Source organism: Neisseria sp. CP9 (assembly GCF_047758525.1).
GTDB lineage: Bacteria > Pseudomonadota > Gammaproteobacteria > Burkholderiales > Neisseriaceae > Neisseria.
The window spans coordinates 1,415,941-1,435,876 of record NZ_CP180502.1 but is presented as its reverse complement, the minus strand read 5'-3'; the positions used below and the strand labels follow the sequence as shown (position 1 = coordinate 1,435,876).

The window sequence follows — 19,936 nt, the reverse complement described above, 5'->3', positions numbered from 1 at the left end:
CTCCTTTCATTTCAGCTCTTAGGCTTGGTAAGCATAAGAAGATTTGAAAGAATTCATGGCTTCAGTCAATGTTTTTTCACTTTCATCGGACATCGCACCTGATGCGTTGATTGCTTCTAAAACACCAGGATGCTGAGTGCGTACAAAGCTCAAAAATTCCGCTTCGAAAGCCAATGCCTTGGGTACCGGTACATCTTCGTAAGAACCATTATTAATGGCCCATAAAGTCAAAGCCATTTCAGCTGTATCCAAAGTGCTGAATTGTTTTTGTTTCATCAATTCAGTAACCACTTCACCGTGTTGCAGCTGTTTGCGTGTAGCTTCATCCAAATCAGAAGCAAATTGCGAGAAGGCTGCCAATTCACGATATTGGGCAAGTGCCAAACGGATACCGCCACCCAATTTTTTAATTACTTTAGTTTGCGCTGCACCACCTACGCGCGATACTGAAATACCGGCATTAATCGCAGGACGGATACCAGCGTTAAACAAGTCGGTTTCCAAGAAAATCTGACCGTCGGTAATCGAAATCACGTTTGTCGGTACGAACGCAGATACGTCACCGGCTTGGGTTTCAATAATCGGCAATGCAGTCAAAGAGCCTGTTTTACCCTTCACTTCGCCATTAGTCAGTTTTTCAACTTCGTGTTCATTTACACGGGCAGCACGTTCCAACAAGCGGGAATGCAGATAGAAAACGTCGCCAGGATATGCTTCGCGACCAGGTGGGCGGCGCAGCAACAGGGAAATTTGACGGTAAGCAACAGCTTGTTTGGACAAGTCATCATATACGATCAATGCGTCTTCACCGCGGTCGCGGAAAAACTCGCCCATCGTACAACCTGCATAAGGTGCGATATATTGCAGAGCGGCAGCCTCAGAAGCGGTCGCAGCAACCACAATAGTGTGTTCCATTGCACCATGCTCTTCCAATTTGCGTACTACGTTAGCAATAGAAGACGCTTTTTGACCGATTGCAACATAAATACAGATAACGCCTGTACCTTTTTGGTTGACAATAGCATCCAATGCTACGGCTGTTTTACCTGTTTGACGGTCACCAATGATCAGCTCACGTTGACCGCGACCAATCGGAACCATTGAGTCAATGGCCTTCAGACCGGTTTGCATAGGTTGGTCAACTGATTTACGGGCAATCACACCTGGTGCAATTTTTTCGATAGGTGCAGTAGAAGATGTATTGATCGGGCCTTTGCCATCAATCGGGCGACCCAGTGCATCTACAACGCGACCAACCAATTCACGACCGACAGGCACTTCCAAAATACGGCCGGTACAAGTAACTGTGTCGCCTTCTTTAATATGTTCGTATTCACCCAACACCACGGCGCCGACGGAGTCACGCTCCAAGTTCATCGCCAAACCGAAAGTGTTACCCGGGAATTCGAGCATCTCACCTTGCATTGCGTCTGACAAGCCATGAATACGAACAATACCGTCTGTTACAGAAATAACCGTACCACGGGTACGTACTTCTGTATTTCCAGACAGATTTTCAATTTTAGCTTTAATCAAATCGCTAATTTCAGCAGGATTAAGCTGCATGAAAACTCTCCTAATTTGTCATAGTCGCATACAGGGCATTCAATTTACCCTGCACCGACAAATCCAAGACCTGGTCACCCACTTCAACTTTGACACCGCCAATTAACTCAGGCGCAACTTCAGTTGTAATTTGCAACTTACTGTCAAAGCGTTTTTTCAATATTTCAGCCAACTCAGCCAGTTGATCTTCAGTCAATGGATAAGCGCTGTAAATTACAGCGGACTTAGTATGATTGAATGACAAGGTTAAAGCTTGATATTGAGCATAGACTTCAGGCAATACAGGCAAACGCTTTTGCTCTGCCAGAACAGTAATGAAATTTTTCAATTCATCACTTTTTAACTCAACGAGTTCGGCAAGCACATTTACCTTTTCAGAAGTATTTGTTTCAGGTCGCTCAATCAAAGAAATGACTTTCTCATTTTGAACAACCGCGGCTAATTCTTCCAGTCCGCCCAACCAAGACTCAATTTGGTTTTTTTCCTGCGCCAGATTAAACAATGCTTTCGCATAAGGTCTGGCAATCGTTGCGAACTCAGCCATAAGATTACAGCTCCTGTTTTAAAGCACTGAGCAACTGCGCATGTTTTGAAGTATCCACTTCACTGCGCAAAATAGACTCGGCACCTTTAACCGCCAACGCAGCAACCTGTTCACGCAAAACTTCGCGTGCACGATTCATTTCTTGCTGGGCATCAGCTTTAGCTTGTGCTGTAATTCGCACCGCCTCGACAGTAGCTTGCTCTTTCGCTTCTTCTACGATTTTGGCGGCACGTTTTTCGGCGTTAGCTACCATTTCGGAAACTTGGTTACGCCCTTCAGCCAAGAGTTCTGCAACTTTCTTCTCTGCCTGTTCAAAATCGCTCTTACCGCGCTCGGCAGCAGCCAAGCCTTCGGCAATTTTTGCGGCACGCTCATCTAATGCTTTTGCGATCGGCGGCCACACAAATTTCATGGTAAACCAAACCAAACCGAAAAAGACGATGATTTGAGCGAATAAGGTTGCATTAATATTCACGTTAGTTAACCTTCGTACTAGTGTTAATCAAACAGACCAAAGTCTGTACCTAGACGGAACACGCCGTTTGATTATGCACCAAATGGTTTAACGAAGGCGAACAACAGCGCAATAGCCACACCAATCAGGAATGCAGCATCAATCAGACCAGCGATCAGGAACAATTTAGTTTGCAGCGGACCAATCAATTCAGGTTGACGCGCAGAAGACTCCAAATATTTGGAACCAACCATTGCGATACCGATAGAGGCACCCAATGCACCCAATGCTACGATCAAACCACATGCAATTGCTACCAAACCCATTTTTTACTCCTTGAGGAAACAAAGAAAGTTAATGAAAAACTACCTAATAATTAATGTGCATCATGAGCTTGTCCGATATAGACAAACGCCAAGGCCATAAAGATAAATGCCTGCAGGGTAATCACCAAAATATGGAAAATCGCCCATGCCAATCCGGCAAGGATGTGGAAACCAAACAGAATCGGATCCAACACTTCAACGCTTCCAGATGATGCCCAAGCACCACCCAGCAAAGCAATCAGGAGGAACACCAGCTCACCGGCATACATGTTACCGAACAACCGCATACCGTGAGAAACTGTTTTAGAGAGGAATTCAACCAGATTCAAAAGAAAGTTGGCGGGAGCAAGTTTGGCGCCAAACGGAGCGCTGAACAACTCATGAATCCAACCACGAACACCTTTGATTTTGATATTGTAATAAATACAAATTACCAAGACACCGATAGCCAACGCCAAAGTAGTATTCAAATCTGCAGTCGGCACAATGCGCAGCAATGCATGATGGTTACCTGTAATAATGTTTTGCCACAGCCACGGGAACAAATCCACCGGCAGCATATCCATGGCATTCATCAGGAAAATCCATACGAACAGGGTCAAGCCCAACGGAGCAATGGCTTTTCGGGATTGTTCGTTGTGAATAATGCTTTTACACATATCATCCACAAATTCAAACAAAATCTCGACAGCAGCCTGAAAACGACCGGGTACACCTGCTGTCGCCTTCTTGGCTCCACGCAAAAGTAGGAAACTGCCGATTACGCCCAACAATACAGAGAAAAATATTGCATCGATATTAATAAAAGAAAAATCAGCAATATTGTCCAAGCCCTGTCCTTTAGTTACATCGGAAAGGCTGGTTAAACTTTGCAAGTGGTGCGTGATGTAATCAGTAGCAGTAATTTTGTCACCTGCCATAATGCTTCACTCTCAACGATACTAAAAAAACCAAATGGCTGACACCGAGCAATCCGAACAAGAACGGAAAGAATATCAAAGACTGATGCCAAACCATAAATACGGCAAGCATCATCACCAGCGACAGCACTACTTTTAAAACTTCCCCAATAATGAAAGCCTTACCATGATACAAAGGATTACGTTTGGAAAGTTTTAAAAGTAAAACTGCGAAAGCGGAAGGGACAAGGTAGGAAAACCCACCTGCAACAGCAGACCAAAATCCTGCCAAACCTGAAAATGCGGCGCTAATCAGCGCAACCGCTGTCAAAACCAGAATTTGTAAGATGAGAATCTGCTTCATAAAAACGGGAAATCCCGACAGTAATGCGAGGCTAAATATAATCAAGAAGCCTATGAACGTCAAGCAATATGTTAATCTTTGTGAGTTCATATCCAACTTTGTCTTAACGTAAGGCAAAGAGTTCGCATTATATCACGCATTACATACAATTACAGACATTAGATTGCAGAATTTTCAATATTTCCACCTTAACTTTAAAAGCAGGTCGCCTGAACGTTTCAGACGACCTTCGACATCAGGCTTTATGAGGGTTTCTGTTTTATTTCGTTTAAAATAAAACGATAAAAATCAGGCAAGTCTTTGGCGGATTTTCTTTTCGCAGAATATTCTGTGATTCAGGACATAACCCACGTTAATACCATCATCATTCAATAACTGCCCTTCCCTCTTTTTTAGACGACCTTTCACCTTCAAACGTCGTCTGAAACCCGTTTCCACTCCAATGCCAAATCATACAAGGCTTTTTTGCCTTCGCCGGTAATTTTGGCGGCAAGTTCGGCGGCCTGCTTGGTGGGCAGCTCGGCGGCGAGGATTTTCATAACGTTTTGGGTGGCATCGGGCAAGGTATCGTGTTTTTCACGGGGCGCAGGATGGAGGATGAGCACCATTTCGCCGCGCGCCTGATTGCCGTCGTTTTTCAGGGTCGTCTGAATTTCAGTAACCGTGCCGCTGAGGAAGGTTTCGAAGGTTTTGGTGATTTCTCGGGCGAGGGTCAGGCTGCGTTCGGGAAAGAGGACTGCCATGTCAGCAAGGGTGGCTTCGATGCGGTGCGGGGTTTCAAACATCACGACGGGGAAATCAGCCTGCGCCCATTTGGCAAGCAGCTTATGCCGTTCGCCGGATTTCGGCGGCAAAAAACCATTGAAGTAGAAATTGGGTTCGGTAACGCCTGCGACGCTCAATGCACCCATGACCGCGCTCGCGCCGACAACGGGGACGACTTTGAACCCAGCCTCGCGCACGCGGCGGGCGAGTTTTGCACCGGGATCGCAGACGGCAGGCGTCCCTGCGTCGGAAACTTGTGCGACAGTGAGGTCGTCTGAAAGATGGTTGATGATTTTGTCCGCCATCTGTTGTTCGTTATGCTCGCGCACGCTGACGAGCTTGCCCTGTATGCCGTATGCGCTCAGAAGCTGTGCGGTAACGCGCGTATCTTCGGCGCAGATAATGTCGGCTTTTTGCAGGACGGCGAGCGCGCGCAGGGTGATGTCCGCCAAATTGCCGATGGGCGTGGCGACAACGTATAATGTCCGTTTTTCAATACTGTCGGCGGCTTTTTGAAGGTGTTTTTGAAACATGGCTTTATCAGGTCGTCTGAAAACAATATAACGATATTATACGGGGTAAACCTCCATGCGTCTGAACCACAAACAAGGGGTGGCGGGCGAAGATGCCGCACTGGCGTTTCTTCTTTCGCAAGGCTGCAAACTCGTGGCGCGTAACTGGCACTGCGCTTACGGCGAAATCGATTTGATTGTCAAAAACGGTAACATGATTCTGTTTGTTGAAGTAAAATACCGCAAAAATCAGGGTTTCGGCGGTGCCGCATACAGTATTTCGCCGTCTAAGTTATTGAAACTGCAACGGTCTGCGGAGTATTATCTGCAACAAAACGGCATGACGGATACCGCGTGCCGCATCGATGCGGTACTGATAGAAGGAAACCGCCCGCCCGAATGGATAAAGAATATTACAGGTTGACGATATGACGACTTTACAAGAGCGCGTTGCCGCCCATTTCGCCGAAAGCATCCTTGCCAAGCAGGAAGCCGAAAAAGTGCTGGTCGAGCCGACTGCTCAAGCAGCCGAATTGATGCTGCAATGCCTGATGAACGACGGCAAAATTTTAGCCTGCGGCAACGGCGGTTCGGCTGCCGACGCGCAGCACTTCGCCGCCGAAATGACCGGACGCTTTGAAAAAGAGCGAATGGAACTTGCCGCCGTCGCGCTGACGACGGACACTTCCGCGCTGACCGCCATCGGCAACGACTACGGTTTTGACCATGTGTTCAGCAAACAAGTGCGCGCGCTCGGACGTGCCGGCGACGTTTTGGTCGGCATCTCCACTTCCGGCAACTCTGCCAACGTTATCGAAGCCATCAAAGCGGCACACGAACGCGATATGCACGTCATTGCCATGACCGGCCGCGACGGCGGCAAAATCGCCGCTATGCTCAAAGACACCGACGTACTGCTCAACGTCCCCTACCCGCGCACCGCCCGCATTCAGGAAAACCATATCCTGCTGATACACGCTATGTGCGACTGCATCGACTCCATGTTGCTTGAAGGAATGTAAGCCTTTTTTTCAGACGACCTCTTTTAAAGGTCGTCTGAAACATATCCGCCGAACCCATCATCAAGGAAAAAATATGAACATCAAACGTCATACCGCACCCGTTCTGACCGCCCTCCTCCTCAGCCTGACACTCAGCGGCTGTGTCGGCGTACTCCTCGGCGGCGCGGCAGTCGGCACCAAATCCGCCGTCGACCGCCGCACCACAGGCGCGCAAACCGACGACAACGTAATGGCAGTGCGCGTCGAAACCACTGCCCGCTCCTACCTGCGCCAAAACAACCAAGCGCAGGGGTACACACCCAAACTCAACGTCGTCGGCTACAACCGCCACCTGCTGCTGCTCGGACAAGTCGCCACTGAAGGCGAAAAACAATTCGTCGAACAAATCGCCCGTGCCGAACAAGCCGCCGAAGGCGTGTACAACTACATCACCGTTGCCCCCCAAGGACGCACCTTCGGCGACGTAACCAACGACACATGGGGCACATCCAAAGTCCGCACCGCCCTTTTGGGCCTCAAACCCACCACGCAGGCGCGCGTCAAAATCGTGACCTACGGCAACGTGACCTATGTAATGGGCATCCTGACGCCTGAAGAACAGGAAAAAGTGACCCAACGCGTCAGCACCACCGTGGGCGTACAAAAAGTCGTTACCCTGTATCAAAACTACACCCCACAGCCATAGGATTGTTCCTTGACTGAGAGGTCGTCTGAAACCCAATTTTGTTTCAGACGACCTATTACGATACAATCCGCCCGATTGATTTCATTTTTACCGATTTATCATGTCCAAAACCCCTAAATCCTCATTCCAACTCAAACCTAAACATTTAATCAGAGCCTTTTTCGGCGTCTGCATCATTGCCGTTGCCGCCTTGGTCATCGGCGTCATCAGCACCATCAAAAGCCACGACTCCCAAGAACGCGAAGCCATTAAAAACAAACCCGTTCCCAAAGACACCCCTGTCGAAGTCTGGCGTCCCATCGGCGCTCCCGAAGAGGACAGAACCAAGCCTGCCGCCAAAGCCGAGCTTGACGATGACGAAAAAACCGATTCCCGCAATCCCGTCATCCCGCCTAAAAACAAATCAAACGGCAAAAACAGCAACAGCACCCCGACCGCGGACGAAGCCTCAGAAGACAAACCCGCCAATAACAAAGCAAACGCCAAACCTGCTGTAACCGAAACGCCCGATACCGAAGAAAAAACGCCGCGCAGTACACTTCCCGCAGCAGGCAACAGACGTACGCCGTCGGAACAGTCGACCGAATCCAAACCTGCGGCAAAACCCGAACAACGCCAACCCGAAGCAGCCAAGCCTGCACCTAAGCCGACTCCGAAACCTAAGGCCCCTTCCAAATCCAAAGAAGTCATCGACAATCTATTCTAGTGCGGACTGGCGTTCGGCTTTAATCTGAACTTCCGGCATCAGTCGCGAATCCAAAAAAGCCGAAACGTCCGCACGCCTCGTTGCAGTGTGCTTAAAGCAAGCTGCCGACTCATCCCCTTCCCTTTCAGACGACCTTTGTGCCGCACTAAGGTCGTCTGAAACCATCAAGGAAACAACATGAACGAAATCATCATCAAAACCCCTGAAGAAATCGAGAAAATGCGCGAACTGGGCAAACTCGTCGCCGAAGCCCTCGACTACATCGGACAATTCGTCAAACCCGGCGTGACCACCAACGAAATCGACAAACTCGTTTACGACTACCACGTCAACGTCCAAGGCGGCTATCCCGCCCCCCTGCACTACGGCAACCCGCCCTACCCCAAATCCTGCTGCACCTCCGTCAACCACGTCATCTGCCACGGCATTCCCGACGACAAGCCGCTCAAAGAAGGCGACATCATCAACATCGACCTGACCATCAAAAAAGACGGCTTCCACGGCGACTCCAGCCGTATGTTTACCGTCGGCAAAGTCTCCCCCATCGCCCAACGCCTGATTGACGTTACCCACGAATCCATGATGGCGGGCATCGCCGCCGTCAAACCCGGCGCAACCTTGGGCGACATCGGCTACGCCTGCCAACAAGTTGCCGAAAACGCAGGCTACTCCGTCGTACAAGAATTTTGCGGCCACGGCATCGGACGCGGTTTCCATGAAGCCCCGCAAGTCCTGCACTACGGCCGAAAAGGACAAGGCGTCGTCCTGAAGCCCGGTATGATTTTCACCATCGAGCCGATGATCAACCAAGGCAAACGCCACCTGCGCATCCTAAACGACGGCTGGACGGTCGTGACCAAAGACCGCTCCCTCTCCGCCCAATGGGAACATGAAGTTTTAGTGACAGAAACCGGCTACGAAATCCTGACCATCAGCCCTGCCACCGGCAAACCCTAATCTGTCAAACCATCCCGCTTTCAAAGCAAAAAGGTCGTCTGAAATATAAACAAGGTTGTTGGCGAAACCCGCAAACCTCGTTTTCAGACGACCTTTTAAATTGCCTCCATCAAAACCATTCCCGACCACCCAATCCAGATCTAAACATCGGGCTGAGATATAGACAAATCTGCCCATCTCCACTGTACTTTCTCCATAATTTCATGCAAAACAATTATGTATAATAAATAATGTCAAACGCAACATTCCCGAAACGACTGTTTATTTGTGTAAAATATTACCGACACCCAATTACTATCCTATTGTTTTAAATGTTTTTTCTTCTATAAAATATTTAACTTGGAAATATTTAGCCAATTTATGAAGAATTCTACAAAACTTCTTTCGAATATACTGTCTAACAATTCAGTATAGATAGTTTTCTATGTCGCAATTAATGATTCCCCCTGTAAGGAACTTTGCTGCCGAAAACTAATTTGCACTTTCCCAATGTGAAGAAGCAGAATTGCTTATCAACAAACAATACAGAAGAAAAAGGAATTTTCATGAAGTCGTTTGAGAAAATTGACAACATCCGCGATATCCGCAAAAAACTCGGTTTGAACCAAATGGACTTTTGGAGCCGTATCGGCGTAACTCAGTCCGGTGGTTCACGTTACGAATCCGGTCGTAATATGCCCAAACCTGTACGCGAGCTGCTGCGCTTGGTACACATCGAACGCGTTGACTTGGCAAAAGTAAACCGCGACGACTTGGCAATTGCCTCCCTGCTGAAAAACCGCGACCCTGAGTTGTACGCTTCCTTGAAAAAAGAAGCCAAATCCGACAAAGGCAAATAAGCCCGTTTCGATTTGTTTCAAAAAGGTCGTCTGAAACGATATTCCGTTTCAGACGACCTTTTTGCGCTATAATCCGCAATTATTTTTTAAACAGACGTTTGCCCGCAAACCCTTTTACAGACAGCATTTTTTACCATGTTAGACAAATACAATCCCGCCGAAATCGAATCCAAACACTATCAAAACTGGGAAACCCAAGGTTATTTCCAGCCCGATATGGATTTGACCAAACCGTCTTTTTCCATCCAACTGCCGCCGCCCAACGTAACCGGCACGCTGCACATGGGCCATGCCTTCAACCAAACCATTATGGACGGCCTGACCCGCTACTACCGCATGAAAGGCTGCAACACCGCCTGGATTCCCGGCACCGACCATGCGGGCATTGCCACGCAAATCGTGGTCGAGCGTCAGCTTGCCGCGCAAAATGTGTCCCGTCATGACTTGGGCCGCGAAAAATTCTTGGAAAAAGTGTGGGAATGGAAAGAAGTTTCCGGCGGCACGATTACGCAGCAGATGCGCCGCGTGGGCTGCTCTGCCGACTGGACGCGCGAGTATTTCACGATGGACGACGTGCGCGCCGAAACCGTGACCGAAGTGTTCGTGCGCCTGTATGAACAGGGCTTGATTTACCGCGGCAAACGCTTGGTGAATTGGGATCCCGTTCTTGGCACGGCGGTATCGGATTTGGAAGTGGAAAGCGTGGAAGAACAAGGCTCTATGTGGCACATCCGCTATCCGCTGGCGGACAATCCCGCCGAAGCCGTTATCGTGGCGACCACCCGTCCTGAAACGCTGCTGGGCGATGTTGCCGTAGCCGTCAATCCAGAAGACGAACGTTATACCCATTTAATCGGCAAGGAATTAATCTTGCCGCTGACCGGCCGCACCATTCCCGTGATTGCCGACGAATACGTTGAAAAAGACTTCGGTACAGGTTGCGTGAAAATCACGCCTGCGCACGACTTCAATGACTACGAAGTCGGCAAACGCCACGACACGCGCTTGGTTAATGTGTTCGACTTGGAAGCCAAAGTGCTGGCAAACGCCGAAGTGTTCAACTTCAAAGGCGAAGCGCAACAAGGCTTTGCCCTGCCTGAAAAATATGCAGGCTTAGACCGCTTTGCCGCGCGCAAACAAATGGTTGCCGATTTGCAGGAACAAGGCTTGTTGGTCGAAATCAAAGCGCACACGCTGATGACGCCGAAAGGCGACCGAACCAGCTCAGTGATTGAGCCGATGCTGACTAGCCAATGGTTTGTGGCGATGTCCGCCACGCCAAACGGCGGCGAGCCTGACAGCGAATTCAAAGGCTTAAGCCTCGCCGACAAAGCCAAAAAAGCCGTTGACAGCGGCGCGGTACGCTTTATCCCCGAAAACTGGGTCAATACTTACAACCAATGGATGAACAACATCCAAGACTGGTGCATCTCGCGCCAACTGTGGTGGGGCCATCAAATCCCCGCGTGGTACGACGAAGCAGGCAATGTTTACGTCGCCCGCAATCAGGCGGAAGCCGAAAAACAAGCCGGCAAAACCGGTTTGACCCGCGAAGAAGACGTATTGGACACATGGTTCTCCTCCGCGCTCGTGCCGTTCTCCACGCTCGGCTGGCCGTCTGAAACCAACGAACTCAAAGCCTTCCTGCCGTCCAATGTCTTGGTTACCGGATACGAAATCATCTTCTTCTGGGTGGCGCGCATGATTATGATGACCACCCACTTCACCGGCAAAGTGCCGTTTAAAGACGTGTACATCCACGGCATCGTGCGCGACCACGAAGGCAAAAAAATGTCCAAATCCGAAGGCAACGTCATCGACCCCGTCGATTTGATTGACGGCATCGACTTGGACAAACTGCTGGTGAAACGCACGACCGGTCTGCGCAAACCCGAAACCGCGCCGAAAGTGGAAGAAGCCACGAAAAAACTCTTCCCCGAGGGCATCCCCAGCATGGGCGCGGACGCCTTGCGCTTCACCATGGCAAGCTACGCCAGCTTGGGTCGCAGCGTGAACTTCGACTTCAAACGCGCCGAAGGCTACCGCAACTTCTGCAACAAAATCTGGAACGCCACTAACTTCGTCTTGATGAACACCGAAAACCAAGACTGCGGCTACGGCGCAACCGCCACCGAACCGCGCGGCTACTCCTTCCCCGATATGTGGATCATAGGCCGTCTGAATCAAACCATCGAGCAGGTTACGCAAGCCTACGAAACCTACCGCTTTGATTTGGCTGCGGAAACCCTGTACAGCTTCGTGTGGAACGACTATTGCGACTGGTATCTGGAACTCGCCAAAGTACAGCTCCAAACCGGCTGCGCCAGCCGTCAGCGCGCCACACGCCATACCTTATTGCGCGTACTCGAAGCCGCCCTGCGCCTGCTGCACCCGATTATCCCGTTCATCACCGAAGAACTGTGGCAAACCGTCGCCCCCATGTGCGACGCGAAAACCGCCGACAGCATCATGCTCGCCCGTTTTCCCGAAGCCGACCGCGAACAAATCGTTCAGACGACCTTCGAGCAAATGACCGTGTTGCAGGATTTGATCGGCGCCGTCCGCAACCTGCGCGGCGAAATGGGCATCCAGCCCAACGTGAAAGCCCCGCTGTTTGTCGAAAGCGCGGACGACTTGGCGGACTACCTCAAATACCTGCCGATGATGACCCGCCTGACCGAAGCACAGCAAGTCGCCGCCCTGCCCGAAAGCGAAGACGCGCCCGTCGCCGTCTGCAACGGCGCGCGCCTGATGCTGAAAGTCGAAATCGACAAAGCCGCCGAAACCGCCCGCTTGAGCAAAGAAGCCGAGAAGCTGCAAAAAGCTTTGGACAAACTCAATGCCAAACTCTCCAAACCCGGCTACACCGAAAAAGCCCCCGCGCATCTGGTGGAAAAAGACAAAGCCGATTTGGCGGAGTTGGAAGACAAGATGGCGAAAGTTCAAAATCAGTTGGCGAAGTTGAAAGACTGATAGGTTGAAGAAACGGAAAGGTCGTCTGAAAATGGGTTTCAGACGACCTTTTTAGAAAGGAAAAAAATGTCTGATCATCGCTACTATATAGTTCCTGTCTCTCCCGTAGGGAAGAAAAAAAAGGAGCTTGCAGAACAGATCCGAAATTATATGCTGGAGCAAGGATGGATTCATCCTGAGTTGCAAGAAGTTTTTTATTATGGAGAGCTAGGTTATACGTTTACCAACAAAGGAATTATTGAATTTGTAGATGAAAGAAATGCCCGATATTCCCGCGGCATCTACTTTCAGATTGAAGATGAGCCGACGCTGTTCACTGCTTTGGAAAACTTTGGAAACGGCGAGCTTGTTTGTCCGCATTGCAGTCAACATTATGCTCAAGGTGAGGAGATGGATATAGAAGACCTATTGCCTTCGTTTGATTTTGATGACGAAGGTGGCTATCTCACTTGTTCTGTTTGTGGAACTGAAGATTTGTATTATCGCTTTTTACCGTCGGATACCACTGATGCCGATATGGCTTATTCCGATTTTGCTGTTGTTTTCCCGAATGTTGGCGAAGTGTCAGCTAGCAGCTTGTGCAAGAAAATTGCTGAATTTGCAGGCATCCCTTGTGTGACTATATACGAGGTCTCTTAATTGTACTTGATAATAACAAAGGTCGTCTGAAACTTGGTTTCCCTATCTTTTATCACTCTTAACGAACTGTCGCTCTAGGGTCGATACGGTTTGCCGCATACGCCGCAATCGGGATTTTTTTGGACGCGGAATGTCTGCCATTTGGCAGAATTGGAAGACAAAATGGCGAAAGTTCAAAATCAGTTGGCGAAGTTGAAAGACTGAATCAGCCCTGTATTTGAAGAAAAAAGGCTACCTGAAAACCAAAAATGGTTTTTCAGGTAGCCTTTGTCTCGTTTGGATTTACCTACTCTGCCGCAGCCTTCAACTCCATCGCTCGGGTATAAAACGCGTGGGCATCCATTCCCGCCTCTGCAAAAGCGGCAATCGGAATAAAATAGGCGATGTTACGGTCGATATAAAACAGCAGGAATGCTTGGTCTTCGATGATACGTTCCACGCCTGCCCAATGATGGAAATGCCTGCTGCGCCCTGCCTCCTCCTGAGTAAGGCCTTCGGCTGAAAGGATGACGGAGAAACGTCGCCCATCCAGAGGATGGCTGACTATGCGGGTAAAGCTGCGATATGTCCAACGCTGATCGAAATACATCACCATGGTGGTGGCGTAGATGAGACCTGCCATTATCCATAGGGAGCTGCCGTCGTCCCCAGCTTTATACAGACAGTACTCCAAACTATCAGTTTGCGAATCGGCAAACAGATAGCAGTTTTGAACATAGGTGTTGTTGATGCCGTTAAACAACCAACAAGCAAAGACGAATAGACTACCCCACACCAGCAGGAATGCAGCCGAACCAAACCAATATTTGCGCCGCCAAGCAGGCTCTATATAACGCAAAAGCCGCCTTCCCACATAGCGTCTGTCTTGATCGGTAGGAGAGAAGGATATTTGCAGGTGTTCAGTTTGCTGGAGGTCTGTGTCCATAGCGTATCCCAAGATTGCTGGTTATTCAGGCAACCCCATTTTATGTGAAATAAGCCGCGTGGGGCAGTTTTATCGATGCAAAACCGACCTTCCCTACGGCTTAAACCTTCTTGAAAAGGTCGTCTGAAACACCGTTTCCTTATCTTTTATCACTTTTAGCGAACTGTCCCACTACGACCGGTGCGCTTTGCCGCATACGCCGCAATCGGGATTTTTATGGACGCGGAATGTCTGCCATTTGGCGGTAAGGGCGTTGTAAGTTGTCAGTTTGCCGTGTGCCGGTTCGCCTGCGCCGGTCAGGATTTTGAGGGCTTCGGCGGCTTGGGTGGCGCCGATGATGCCGACCAGTGGGGAAAATACGCCGAACAGTGCGCAGGCGCCGTCGTCGGCGTTATCGCCGTCAAACAAGCAGGCGTAGCAAGGGCTGTCAGGCAAGTCGGGGCGGTACACGGCGATTTGTCCTTCAAAACGCACGGCGGCGCCGGAAACCAGCGGGGTACGGGTAGCGACGGCGGCGCGGTTGATGGCTTGGCGGGTGGGGTAGTTGTCGGTGCAGTCGAGGACGATGTCGGCGGCGCGCATGAGTTCGGTCAGGTGGGCTTCGTCCAGCTTTTCGGTCAGAGCGGTAATGTCGCACGCGCTGTTGACGGCTTTCAGACGACCTTCCATCACTTGCGCTTTGGCTTGTCCGATATCTGCTTCGGTGAAAGTGGTTTGGCGTTGGAGGTTGGTGTCGTCTATGGTGTCGTGGTCGGCGATGATGAGTCTGCCGAGGCCCGAAGCGGCAAGATACGGGATGGCTGCCGCGCCCAGTCCGCCGCAGCCGACAACGAGGACGCTGGCGGCAAGGATTTTTTCCTGCCCTTCGATACCGATTTCGTCGAGAAGGATGTGGCGGCTGTAACGGAGCAGTTGGTGGTCGTTCATGATGGGTCGTCTGAATGTTGTATCGCGGATGGAATCGGCAAAACGGGCAACGCCGTACCGACGTTTGCCCCCTGTTGTATCCATTCGTATGCCTCATGCCAAAGGTCGTCTGAAACCTCAAACCGGTTTTCAGACGACCTTTTTTTGTTCAATCAGAATTCGATGTTTTCGTAGGCATCGTCGAATACGAACGGGCCGCGTTCGCCGCCGCTTTCGGATTCGAGGTGGATGCGGGTCATCATCATGGACTGGTCGACTTCTTTCATCATGTCGTAGATGGATATGAGGGCGATGTTGACGCCGGTGATGGCTTCGGTCGTGATGCTTTTACCGACTTCCGAGGAAACGGTTACGGTGGCTTTGACGTAGGCGAGTTCGATATCGACATCGAAATCGACGCGGACGTGTTGCAGGGGGAGGGGTTGGTAGAGCGGGACAAGCAGTCCGACCTGCTTGATGCCTTGTACGGCGGCGATACGGGCGACGTTGAGGATGCCTGCGTTTTGGGTGGCGTTTTCCGCCAAAACTTTGATGGCGGAGGTACTCATATTGATGGAGCCGCTTGCCACGGCGGTGCGGACGGTGGGTTGGCGTTTGTCGTTTTCGCGTACGGAATTGAAGTTGAACATACTGTGCCTGCGTGAAAATAGGATTTTATGTCGTAGTATAGTGGATTAAATTTAAATCAGGACAAGGCGACGAAGCCGCAGACAGTACAGATAGTACGGAACCGATTCACTTGGTGCTTCAGCACCTTAGAGAATCGTTCTCTTTGAGCTAAGGCGAGGCAACGCCGTACTGGTTTAAAGTTAATCCACTATATTTTACGGGATTTCTGCGCTTCGGACTATGCTGCGGATACGAACGGCAGAATAATCGGACTGAAATGCACGCGCGACTTTGTTAAGCAATTAACGGCTCGACTTGTGCGGACGCGGGTTACATCAAGTTTCAGCGTTTTGCAACACCTTTTCCGATGGCGGTTTCAGACGACCTGCTATACAATGTTTTACGTTTGTTTTTGAGATAAATAAATAAAGAGAGAAAATCATGCAACTGCATATCCTGAACAATCCCAAGGACGCCGCTCTGGCAGCAGACGCGGAATTTTTGAAACAGTCTTTGTACAAACTTCTGCACGAAGAAGCCTCGCCTTTGGTGGTAGAAACGGTCAAGCTGTTGTCCACTTCGGACGACAGCGCGGCTTTGATTGAGAAGGTTTTGCCGCAACTGGACGAACAGCAAACCCACGACCTGACACTTGCCTGCGGCTTGTTCGCGCAGATTCTGAACATCGCCGAAGACGTGCACCACGAACGCCGCCGCCAAATCCACGAAGAAGCGGGACACGGCGGCGCGGAAGGCAGCCTGGCGGAAACGGTACGCAAACTCAAAGCGGCGAAAATCGGCGGCAAGGCAGTTCAAAAACAATTAAATACAACCAATGTTACCGCCGTTCTGACCGCGCACCCGACCGAAGTGCAACGCCAAACCGTGTTGAACTTCAACCGCCGCATCCGCGCCCTCCTGCCCCGCCGCGAACGCTGCACCCATGCCGACGCGCTGGCGGAATTGCGCCGCGAAATCGACACTATCTTATTGGGCTTGTGGCAAACCAGCGAAACGCGCCACCACAAACTCAGCGTCAACGATGAAATCAACAACGGCGTATCCATCTTCCCGATGAGTTTCTTCGAGGCGCTGCCCAAACTCTACCGCAGCATGGAGCGCGAGTTTCAGACGACCTATCCTGACGTTGACGTGCCCGACATCTTAAAAATCGGCGGCTGGATAGGCGGCGACCGCGACGGCAATCCGTTTGTCTCCGCCGAGACCCTGCGTTTCGCTTTCCGCCGCCATGCCGACGCGGTGTTCCGTTTTTACCGCGGCGAACTCGACAAACTCTACCGCGAGCTGCCGCTTTCCGTCCGCCGCGTCAAAGTCAACGATGACGTGATGGCGTTGTCCGACGAATCGCCCGACGAAGAAATCGCCCGCACCGAAGAGCCGTACCGCCGCGCCATCGCCTACATCATGGCGCGCGTCATGGGCAAAGCCCGCTCGCTCGGTTTGGGTATGGGCTGCAAATTCGGCTTCATGCTGCCTTACGCCTCCGCGCAAGAGTTTTCAGACGACCTCCACAAGCTGCAACGCTCCCTGCGCGACAACGGCAGCGCGCTTTTGGGCGAAGGCAGACTCGCCGACCTGATCCGTTCCGTGTCCGTGTTCGGCTTCCACATGATGCCGCTCGACTTGCGCCAACACGCGGAAAAACACGCCGATGTCGTTGCCGAACTCTTCAAACACGCCGGTTTGGAAGACTACGCCAGCCTTTCCGAAACGGAAAAACAAACCGTCCTGCTGCGCGAGTTGAAACACCAGCGTCCGCTGTCCAGCCCGTTCATCACGTACAGCGAACACATCCGCCGCGAAATGGCGATTTTCAACGAAGCGCGCAACATCAAAGACGAATTCGGTGAAAACGCCGTTACCCAAAGCATTATCTCCAACTGCGAACAGCCCAGCGACCTGCTCGCGCTCGCGCTGCTGCTTAAAGAAAGCGGTTTGTTGACAATCGAAAACGGCAAACCGCAAAGCCGCATCAACATCGTCCCGCTCTTCGAAACCATCGAAGCCCTCGAAAACGCCTGCCCCGTCATGGAAACCATGTTCAGCAACGAATGGTATCGCGACCTGCTGCAAAGCCGCGACAACATTCAGGAAATCATGCTCGGCTATTCCGATTCCAACAAAGACGGCGGCTACGTTACCAGCTCTTGGTGTCTCTATCAGGCGGAATTGGGTTTGGTCGAACTCTTCAAAAAATACGATGTCCGTATGCGCCTGTTCCACGGCCGCGGCGGCAGCGTCGGACGCGGCGGCGGCCCGTCTTACCAAGCCATTCTCGCCCAACCGGCGGGCAGCGTGGCGGGACAAATCCGCATCACCGAACAAGGCGAAGTCATCACCGCCAAATACGCCGACCCCGGTAACGCCGTGCGCAACCTCGAAACCCTCGTCGCCGCAACGCTCGAAGCCAGCCTGCTGCCCGATCAAAAAGACCCCGAACCCGCGCTCATGCAGGCATTGTCGGACGTATCGTTCAAATACTACCGCGAGCTGATTACCCACCCCGACTTCATCGACTATTTCCTGCAAACCAGCCCCATACAGGAAATCGCCACGCTCAATCTCGGCAGCCGCCCCGCCAGCCGCAAGACCTTGGCGCGGATACAGGATTTGCGCGCAATACCGTGGGTATTCTCATGGATGCAAAACCGCCTCATGCTGCCCGCGTGGTACGGCTTCGGCAGCGCAGTGGAAAACCTGTGCGAAGGCAAACCCGAAACCCTCGCCGCCCTGCGGGAACACGCGCAGCACAACCCATTCTTCCAAGCCATGCTCTCCAATATGGAACAAGTCATGGCGAAAACCGACATCACCCTCGCCGAAAACTACGCCGGCTTGAGCGAATCGCCCGAAAAAGCCGCCGTCATCTTCGGCATGATTAAGGAAGAATACCAACGCAGCCGCAAAGCCCTGCTCGACCTTTTGCAAACCGACGAACTCTTGCGCGACAACCGCAGCCTCGCCCGTTCGCTCGCCCTGCGGATTCCGTACCTGAACGCGCTCAACGGCCTGCAAGTCGCCATGCTCAAACGCCTGCGCAAAGACCCGCACGACCCGCACACCCTCCTGATGGTACACCTGACCATCAACGGCGTGGCACAAGGTTTGCGCAATACAGGTTAAGGCAGTACGAAAAAAGGTCGTCTGAAAACCGTTTCAGACGACCTTTAGACCAAGCACAAAACCGTAACGCGGGCTTTATCAGCAGAAGCCCATACTGTTCTGCTGCATCACTGTATTTACAGGGATATGGCAGCCGCTTCGACATTGCAGATGATCAACGTACTGACACACCTTAGCGCGGTATTACTCCATATCGCCGCACCATAACATTTCAGACGACCCCGAGGTCGTCTGAAAAACAAAAACAGCTTACGTCAAGGCGACTCATTATGTTTGACATTGTATTTATATTGTTATTCGGCAGGCTTCAACCCCACAGGACACCCGACTCATCCGACACGCCCATCCCTTTTTGGCATTCGGCGGCAGGCTCGGCTTTGATTTATTTATGTATACGCACAGTGACAAGCAGCCTTTCTGATTCGATTTCCAAAGCCATTGACAGCCTCCCCCTCATTCTGTTTCAAACTATCTGCATGTTCGGCTGCTTGCTTTTGTATTTCAGAATGTTGCGTACCACGTCCAACCCGAAACGCCGCCAGTTTATCTATTGGGGAGTGGGCATTCTTTCAGGTATAGCCTTAACCCTACTGACCGAAAAATTGTTTTATTTGGCGAACTTATTTATTATGCATTGACTGGAGGGGTAATAGGTTGAATGCCGACCCTCTTTTTTCAGACGACCTCGAGGTCGTCTGAAAAACAAAAAAAATCTTACTCACAAGGAAATTATTTTATGGTGTTACTCTTTGCATCCATCTTTTTTGACATTGCTTTGATATTGGCATTCGGCAGATTTCAAGCTGTGGGGACACTGGATTTCCCCGACAGGCTCTATCCCATCTGGAAATGGGCGGTAGGCGCGGGCGTGCTTTACACACTGAAACCTGCAATAATCGTCTACGTCTCTTATTCATCTGTCTCCCTCTTAGGCTGTTTACTGATTTTCGCCATCTCATCCGCCACGTTCGCACTCTATTTCAAACTGCTGCGCGCCAACACTGACAAACCTACTCAGCACCGATCTATTTACTGGGGTGTCGGCATCGCTTCGGCATTTTTACTGTCTTTCGTTTAGGC

General features: G+C 50.9%; 21 protein-coding genes. 11 read left to right on the top strand and 10 right to left on the bottom strand.

Annotated elements, in window-relative coordinates:
- Nucleotides 1-18 precede the first annotated feature (18 nt).
- From atpA to rsmI, 7 genes are all read right to left on the bottom strand, one after another.
- A complete protein-coding gene (atpA, locus tag ACMYUL_RS06835) occupies nucleotides 19-1,566 on the bottom strand; it encodes a F0F1 ATP synthase subunit alpha (protein ID WP_003741656.1) in 1,548 nt (515 codons plus the stop codon).
- A 10-nt stretch (nucleotides 1,567-1,576) separates the two neighbouring features.
- Nucleotides 1,577-2,110 (bottom strand): F0F1 ATP synthase subunit delta, encoded by a 534-nt coding sequence (locus tag ACMYUL_RS06830; RefSeq protein WP_003741657.1) that lies wholly within the window; start codon nucleotides 2,108-2,110, stop codon nucleotides 1,577-1,579.
- 4 nt (nucleotides 2,111-2,114) lie between these two features.
- Nucleotides 2,115-2,585, bottom strand: coding sequence for a F0F1 ATP synthase subunit B (locus tag ACMYUL_RS06825; protein WP_003760441.1), 471 nt, complete (start codon nucleotides 2,583-2,585; stop codon nucleotides 2,115-2,117).
- A gap of 71 nt (nucleotides 2,586-2,656) precedes the next feature.
- Complete coding sequence (gene atpE, locus ACMYUL_RS06820) at nucleotides 2,657-2,890, bottom strand: F0F1 ATP synthase subunit C (RefSeq protein WP_003760443.1); 234 nt, start codon at nucleotides 2,888-2,890, stop codon at nucleotides 2,657-2,659.
- A 50-nt stretch (nucleotides 2,891-2,940) separates the two neighbouring features.
- On the bottom strand, nucleotides 2,941-3,810 hold the full coding sequence (gene atpB / locus ACMYUL_RS06815) for a F0F1 ATP synthase subunit A (protein WP_415772781.1): 870 nt from the start codon (nucleotides 3,808-3,810) through the stop codon (nucleotides 2,941-2,943).
- Nucleotides 3,800-4,153 carry an ATP synthase subunit I gene (locus ACMYUL_RS06810; RefSeq protein WP_070497397.1) on the bottom strand — a complete coding sequence of 118 codons (354 nt, stop codon included), beginning with the start codon at nucleotides 4,151-4,153 and terminating at the stop codon, nucleotides 3,800-3,802. The genes atpB and ACMYUL_RS06810 overlap by 11 nt, the downstream gene beginning before the upstream one ends.
- A 410-nt stretch (nucleotides 4,154-4,563) precedes the next feature.
- The gene (gene rsmI / locus ACMYUL_RS06805; RefSeq protein WP_415772779.1) at nucleotides 4,564-5,451 is read right to left on the bottom strand and encodes a 16S rRNA (cytidine(1402)-2'-O)-methyltransferase; all 888 of its coding nucleotides are present in this window, start codon (nucleotides 5,449-5,451) and stop codon (nucleotides 4,564-4,566) included.
- 55 nt (nucleotides 5,452-5,506) lie between these two features.
- Here rsmI and ACMYUL_RS06800 point away from each other — a divergent pair, with 55 nt between their 5' ends.
- From ACMYUL_RS06800 to ACMYUL_RS06765, 8 genes are all read left to right on the top strand, one after another.
- Nucleotides 5,507-5,854, top strand: coding sequence for a YraN family protein (locus ACMYUL_RS06800; protein WP_016686825.1), 348 nt, complete (start codon nucleotides 5,507-5,509; stop codon nucleotides 5,852-5,854).
- Nucleotides 5,855-5,858: 4 nt separating this feature from the next.
- Nucleotides 5,859-6,452 carry a phosphoheptose isomerase gene (locus tag ACMYUL_RS06795; protein ID WP_019270777.1) on the top strand — a complete coding sequence of 198 codons (594 nt, stop codon included), beginning with the start codon at nucleotides 5,859-5,861 and terminating at the stop codon, nucleotides 6,450-6,452.
- 73 nt (nucleotides 6,453-6,525) lie between these two features.
- Nucleotides 6,526-7,137: a BON domain-containing protein gene (locus ACMYUL_RS06790; RefSeq protein WP_070514357.1), complete on the top strand. Its 612-nt coding sequence runs from the start codon at nucleotides 6,526-6,528 to the stop codon at nucleotides 7,135-7,137.
- A gap of 100 nt (nucleotides 7,138-7,237) precedes the next feature.
- Nucleotides 7,238-7,843, top strand: a complete 606-nt coding sequence (locus tag ACMYUL_RS06785; RefSeq protein WP_070514358.1) for a ribonuclease E — start codon at nucleotides 7,238-7,240, stop codon at nucleotides 7,841-7,843.
- 177 nt (nucleotides 7,844-8,020) lie between these two features.
- Nucleotides 8,021-8,800 (top strand): type I methionyl aminopeptidase, encoded by a 780-nt coding sequence (gene map, locus ACMYUL_RS06780; protein WP_003780066.1) that lies wholly within the window; start codon nucleotides 8,021-8,023, stop codon nucleotides 8,798-8,800.
- Nucleotides 8,801-9,345: 545 nt separating this feature from the next.
- A complete protein-coding gene (locus ACMYUL_RS06775) occupies nucleotides 9,346-9,639 on the top strand; it encodes a helix-turn-helix domain-containing protein (protein ID WP_003744960.1) in 294 nt (97 codons plus the stop codon).
- A gap of 135 nt (nucleotides 9,640-9,774) precedes the next feature.
- Nucleotides 9,775-12,612 carry a valine--tRNA ligase gene (locus ACMYUL_RS06770; RefSeq protein WP_070514359.1) on the top strand — a complete coding sequence of 946 codons (2,838 nt, stop codon included), beginning with the start codon at nucleotides 9,775-9,777 and terminating at the stop codon, nucleotides 12,610-12,612.
- 66 nt (nucleotides 12,613-12,678) lie between these two features.
- Nucleotides 12,679-13,251, top strand: coding sequence for a hypothetical protein (locus ACMYUL_RS06765; RefSeq protein ID WP_415772774.1), 573 nt, complete (start codon nucleotides 12,679-12,681; stop codon nucleotides 13,249-13,251).
- Nucleotides 13,252-13,537: 286 nt separating this feature from the next.
- Here ACMYUL_RS06765 and ACMYUL_RS06760 read toward each other — a convergent pair whose 3' ends face one another.
- The 3 genes from ACMYUL_RS06760 to ACMYUL_RS06750 form a co-directional block, all read right to left on the bottom strand.
- Nucleotides 13,538-14,176, bottom strand: a complete 639-nt coding sequence (locus ACMYUL_RS06760; RefSeq protein ID WP_070514361.1) for a YcxB family protein — start codon at nucleotides 14,174-14,176, stop codon at nucleotides 13,538-13,540.
- 171 nt (nucleotides 14,177-14,347) lie between these two features.
- Entirely contained in the window at nucleotides 14,348-15,103 is a 756-nt protein-coding gene (locus ACMYUL_RS06755; protein WP_070514362.1) for a HesA/MoeB/ThiF family protein, read from the bottom strand.
- Between the two features lie 152 nt (nucleotides 15,104-15,255).
- Nucleotides 15,256-15,732: a cyclic pyranopterin monophosphate synthase MoaC gene (locus ACMYUL_RS06750; protein WP_070514363.1), complete on the bottom strand. Its 477-nt coding sequence runs from the start codon at nucleotides 15,730-15,732 to the stop codon at nucleotides 15,256-15,258.
- A 421-nt stretch (nucleotides 15,733-16,153) separates the two neighbouring features.
- Between ACMYUL_RS06750 and ppc the strand changes: the two genes are divergently transcribed.
- The 3 genes from ppc to ACMYUL_RS06735 all read left to right on the top strand — a co-directional run bounded on the left by ppc (nucleotide 16,154) and on the right by ACMYUL_RS06735 (nucleotide 19,934).
- Entirely contained in the window at nucleotides 16,154-18,856 is a 2,703-nt protein-coding gene (ppc, locus tag ACMYUL_RS06745; RefSeq protein WP_415772771.1) for a phosphoenolpyruvate carboxylase, read from the top strand.
- 269 nt (nucleotides 18,857-19,125) lie between these two features.
- A complete protein-coding gene (locus tag ACMYUL_RS06740; RefSeq protein WP_415772769.1) occupies nucleotides 19,126-19,494 on the top strand; it encodes a hypothetical protein in 369 nt (122 codons plus the stop codon).
- A 98-nt stretch (nucleotides 19,495-19,592) separates the two neighbouring features.
- Nucleotides 19,593-19,934 carry a hypothetical protein gene (locus ACMYUL_RS06735; RefSeq protein ID WP_415772767.1) on the top strand — a complete coding sequence of 114 codons (342 nt, stop codon included), beginning with the start codon at nucleotides 19,593-19,595 and terminating at the stop codon, nucleotides 19,932-19,934.
- The last annotated feature ends 2 nt before the right edge of the window (nucleotides 19,935-19,936 follow it).

Bases quoted from the DNA above. Each gene is read 5' to 3' on its own strand.
- ACMYUL_RS06755 (WP_070514362.1), bottom strand. From the start codon at position 15,103: ATGAACGACCACCAACTGCTCCGTTACAGCCGCCACATCCTTCTCGAC.
- ACMYUL_RS06790 (WP_070514357.1), top strand. From the start codon at position 6,526: ATGAACATCAAACGTCATACCGCACCCGTTCTGACCGCCCTCCTCCTC.
- ppc (WP_415772771.1), top strand. From the start codon at position 16,154: ATGCAACTGCATATCCTGAACAATCCCAAGGACGCCGCTCTGGCAGCA.
- atpE (WP_003760443.1), bottom strand. From the start codon at position 2,890: ATGGGTTTGGTAGCAATTGCATGTGGTTTGATCGTAGCATTGGGTGCA.
- ACMYUL_RS06760 (WP_070514361.1), bottom strand. From the start codon at position 14,176: ATGGACACAGACCTCCAGCAAACTGAACACCTGCAAATATCCTTCTCT.
- ACMYUL_RS06800 (WP_016686825.1), top strand. From the start codon at position 5,507: ATGCGTCTGAACCACAAACAAGGGGTGGCGGGCGAAGATGCCGCACTG.
- rsmI (WP_415772779.1), bottom strand. From the start codon at position 5,451: ATGTTTCAAAAACACCTTCAAAAAGCCGCCGACAGTATTGAAAAACGG.
- ACMYUL_RS06795 (WP_019270777.1), top strand. From the start codon at position 5,859: ATGACGACTTTACAAGAGCGCGTTGCCGCCCATTTCGCCGAAAGCATC.
- ACMYUL_RS06775 (WP_003744960.1), top strand. From the start codon at position 9,346: ATGAAGTCGTTTGAGAAAATTGACAACATCCGCGATATCCGCAAAAAA.
- ACMYUL_RS06735 (WP_415772767.1), top strand. From the start codon at position 19,593: ATGGTGTTACTCTTTGCATCCATCTTTTTTGACATTGCTTTGATATTG.
- ACMYUL_RS06810 (WP_070497397.1), bottom strand. From the start codon at position 4,153: ATGAAGCAGATTCTCATCTTACAAATTCTGGTTTTGACAGCGGTTGCG.
- ACMYUL_RS06740 (WP_415772769.1), top strand. From the start codon at position 19,126: ATGTTTGACATTGTATTTATATTGTTATTCGGCAGGCTTCAACCCCAC.
- atpA (WP_003741656.1), bottom strand. From the start codon at position 1,566: ATGCAGCTTAATCCTGCTGAAATTAGCGATTTGATTAAAGCTAAAATT.
- ACMYUL_RS06830 (WP_003741657.1), bottom strand. From the start codon at position 2,110: ATGGCTGAGTTCGCAACGATTGCCAGACCTTATGCGAAAGCATTGTTT.
- ACMYUL_RS06750 (WP_070514363.1), bottom strand. From the start codon at position 15,732: ATGTTCAACTTCAATTCCGTACGCGAAAACGACAAACGCCAACCCACC.
- ACMYUL_RS06765 (WP_415772774.1), top strand. From the start codon at position 12,679: ATGTCTGATCATCGCTACTATATAGTTCCTGTCTCTCCCGTAGGGAAG.
- map (WP_003780066.1), top strand. From the start codon at position 8,021: ATGAACGAAATCATCATCAAAACCCCTGAAGAAATCGAGAAAATGCGC.
- ACMYUL_RS06770 (WP_070514359.1), top strand. From the start codon at position 9,775: ATGTTAGACAAATACAATCCCGCCGAAATCGAATCCAAACACTATCAA.
- atpB (WP_415772781.1), bottom strand. From the start codon at position 3,810: ATGGCAGGTGACAAAATTACTGCTACTGATTACATCACGCACCACTTG.
- ACMYUL_RS06785 (WP_070514358.1), top strand. From the start codon at position 7,238: ATGTCCAAAACCCCTAAATCCTCATTCCAACTCAAACCTAAACATTTA.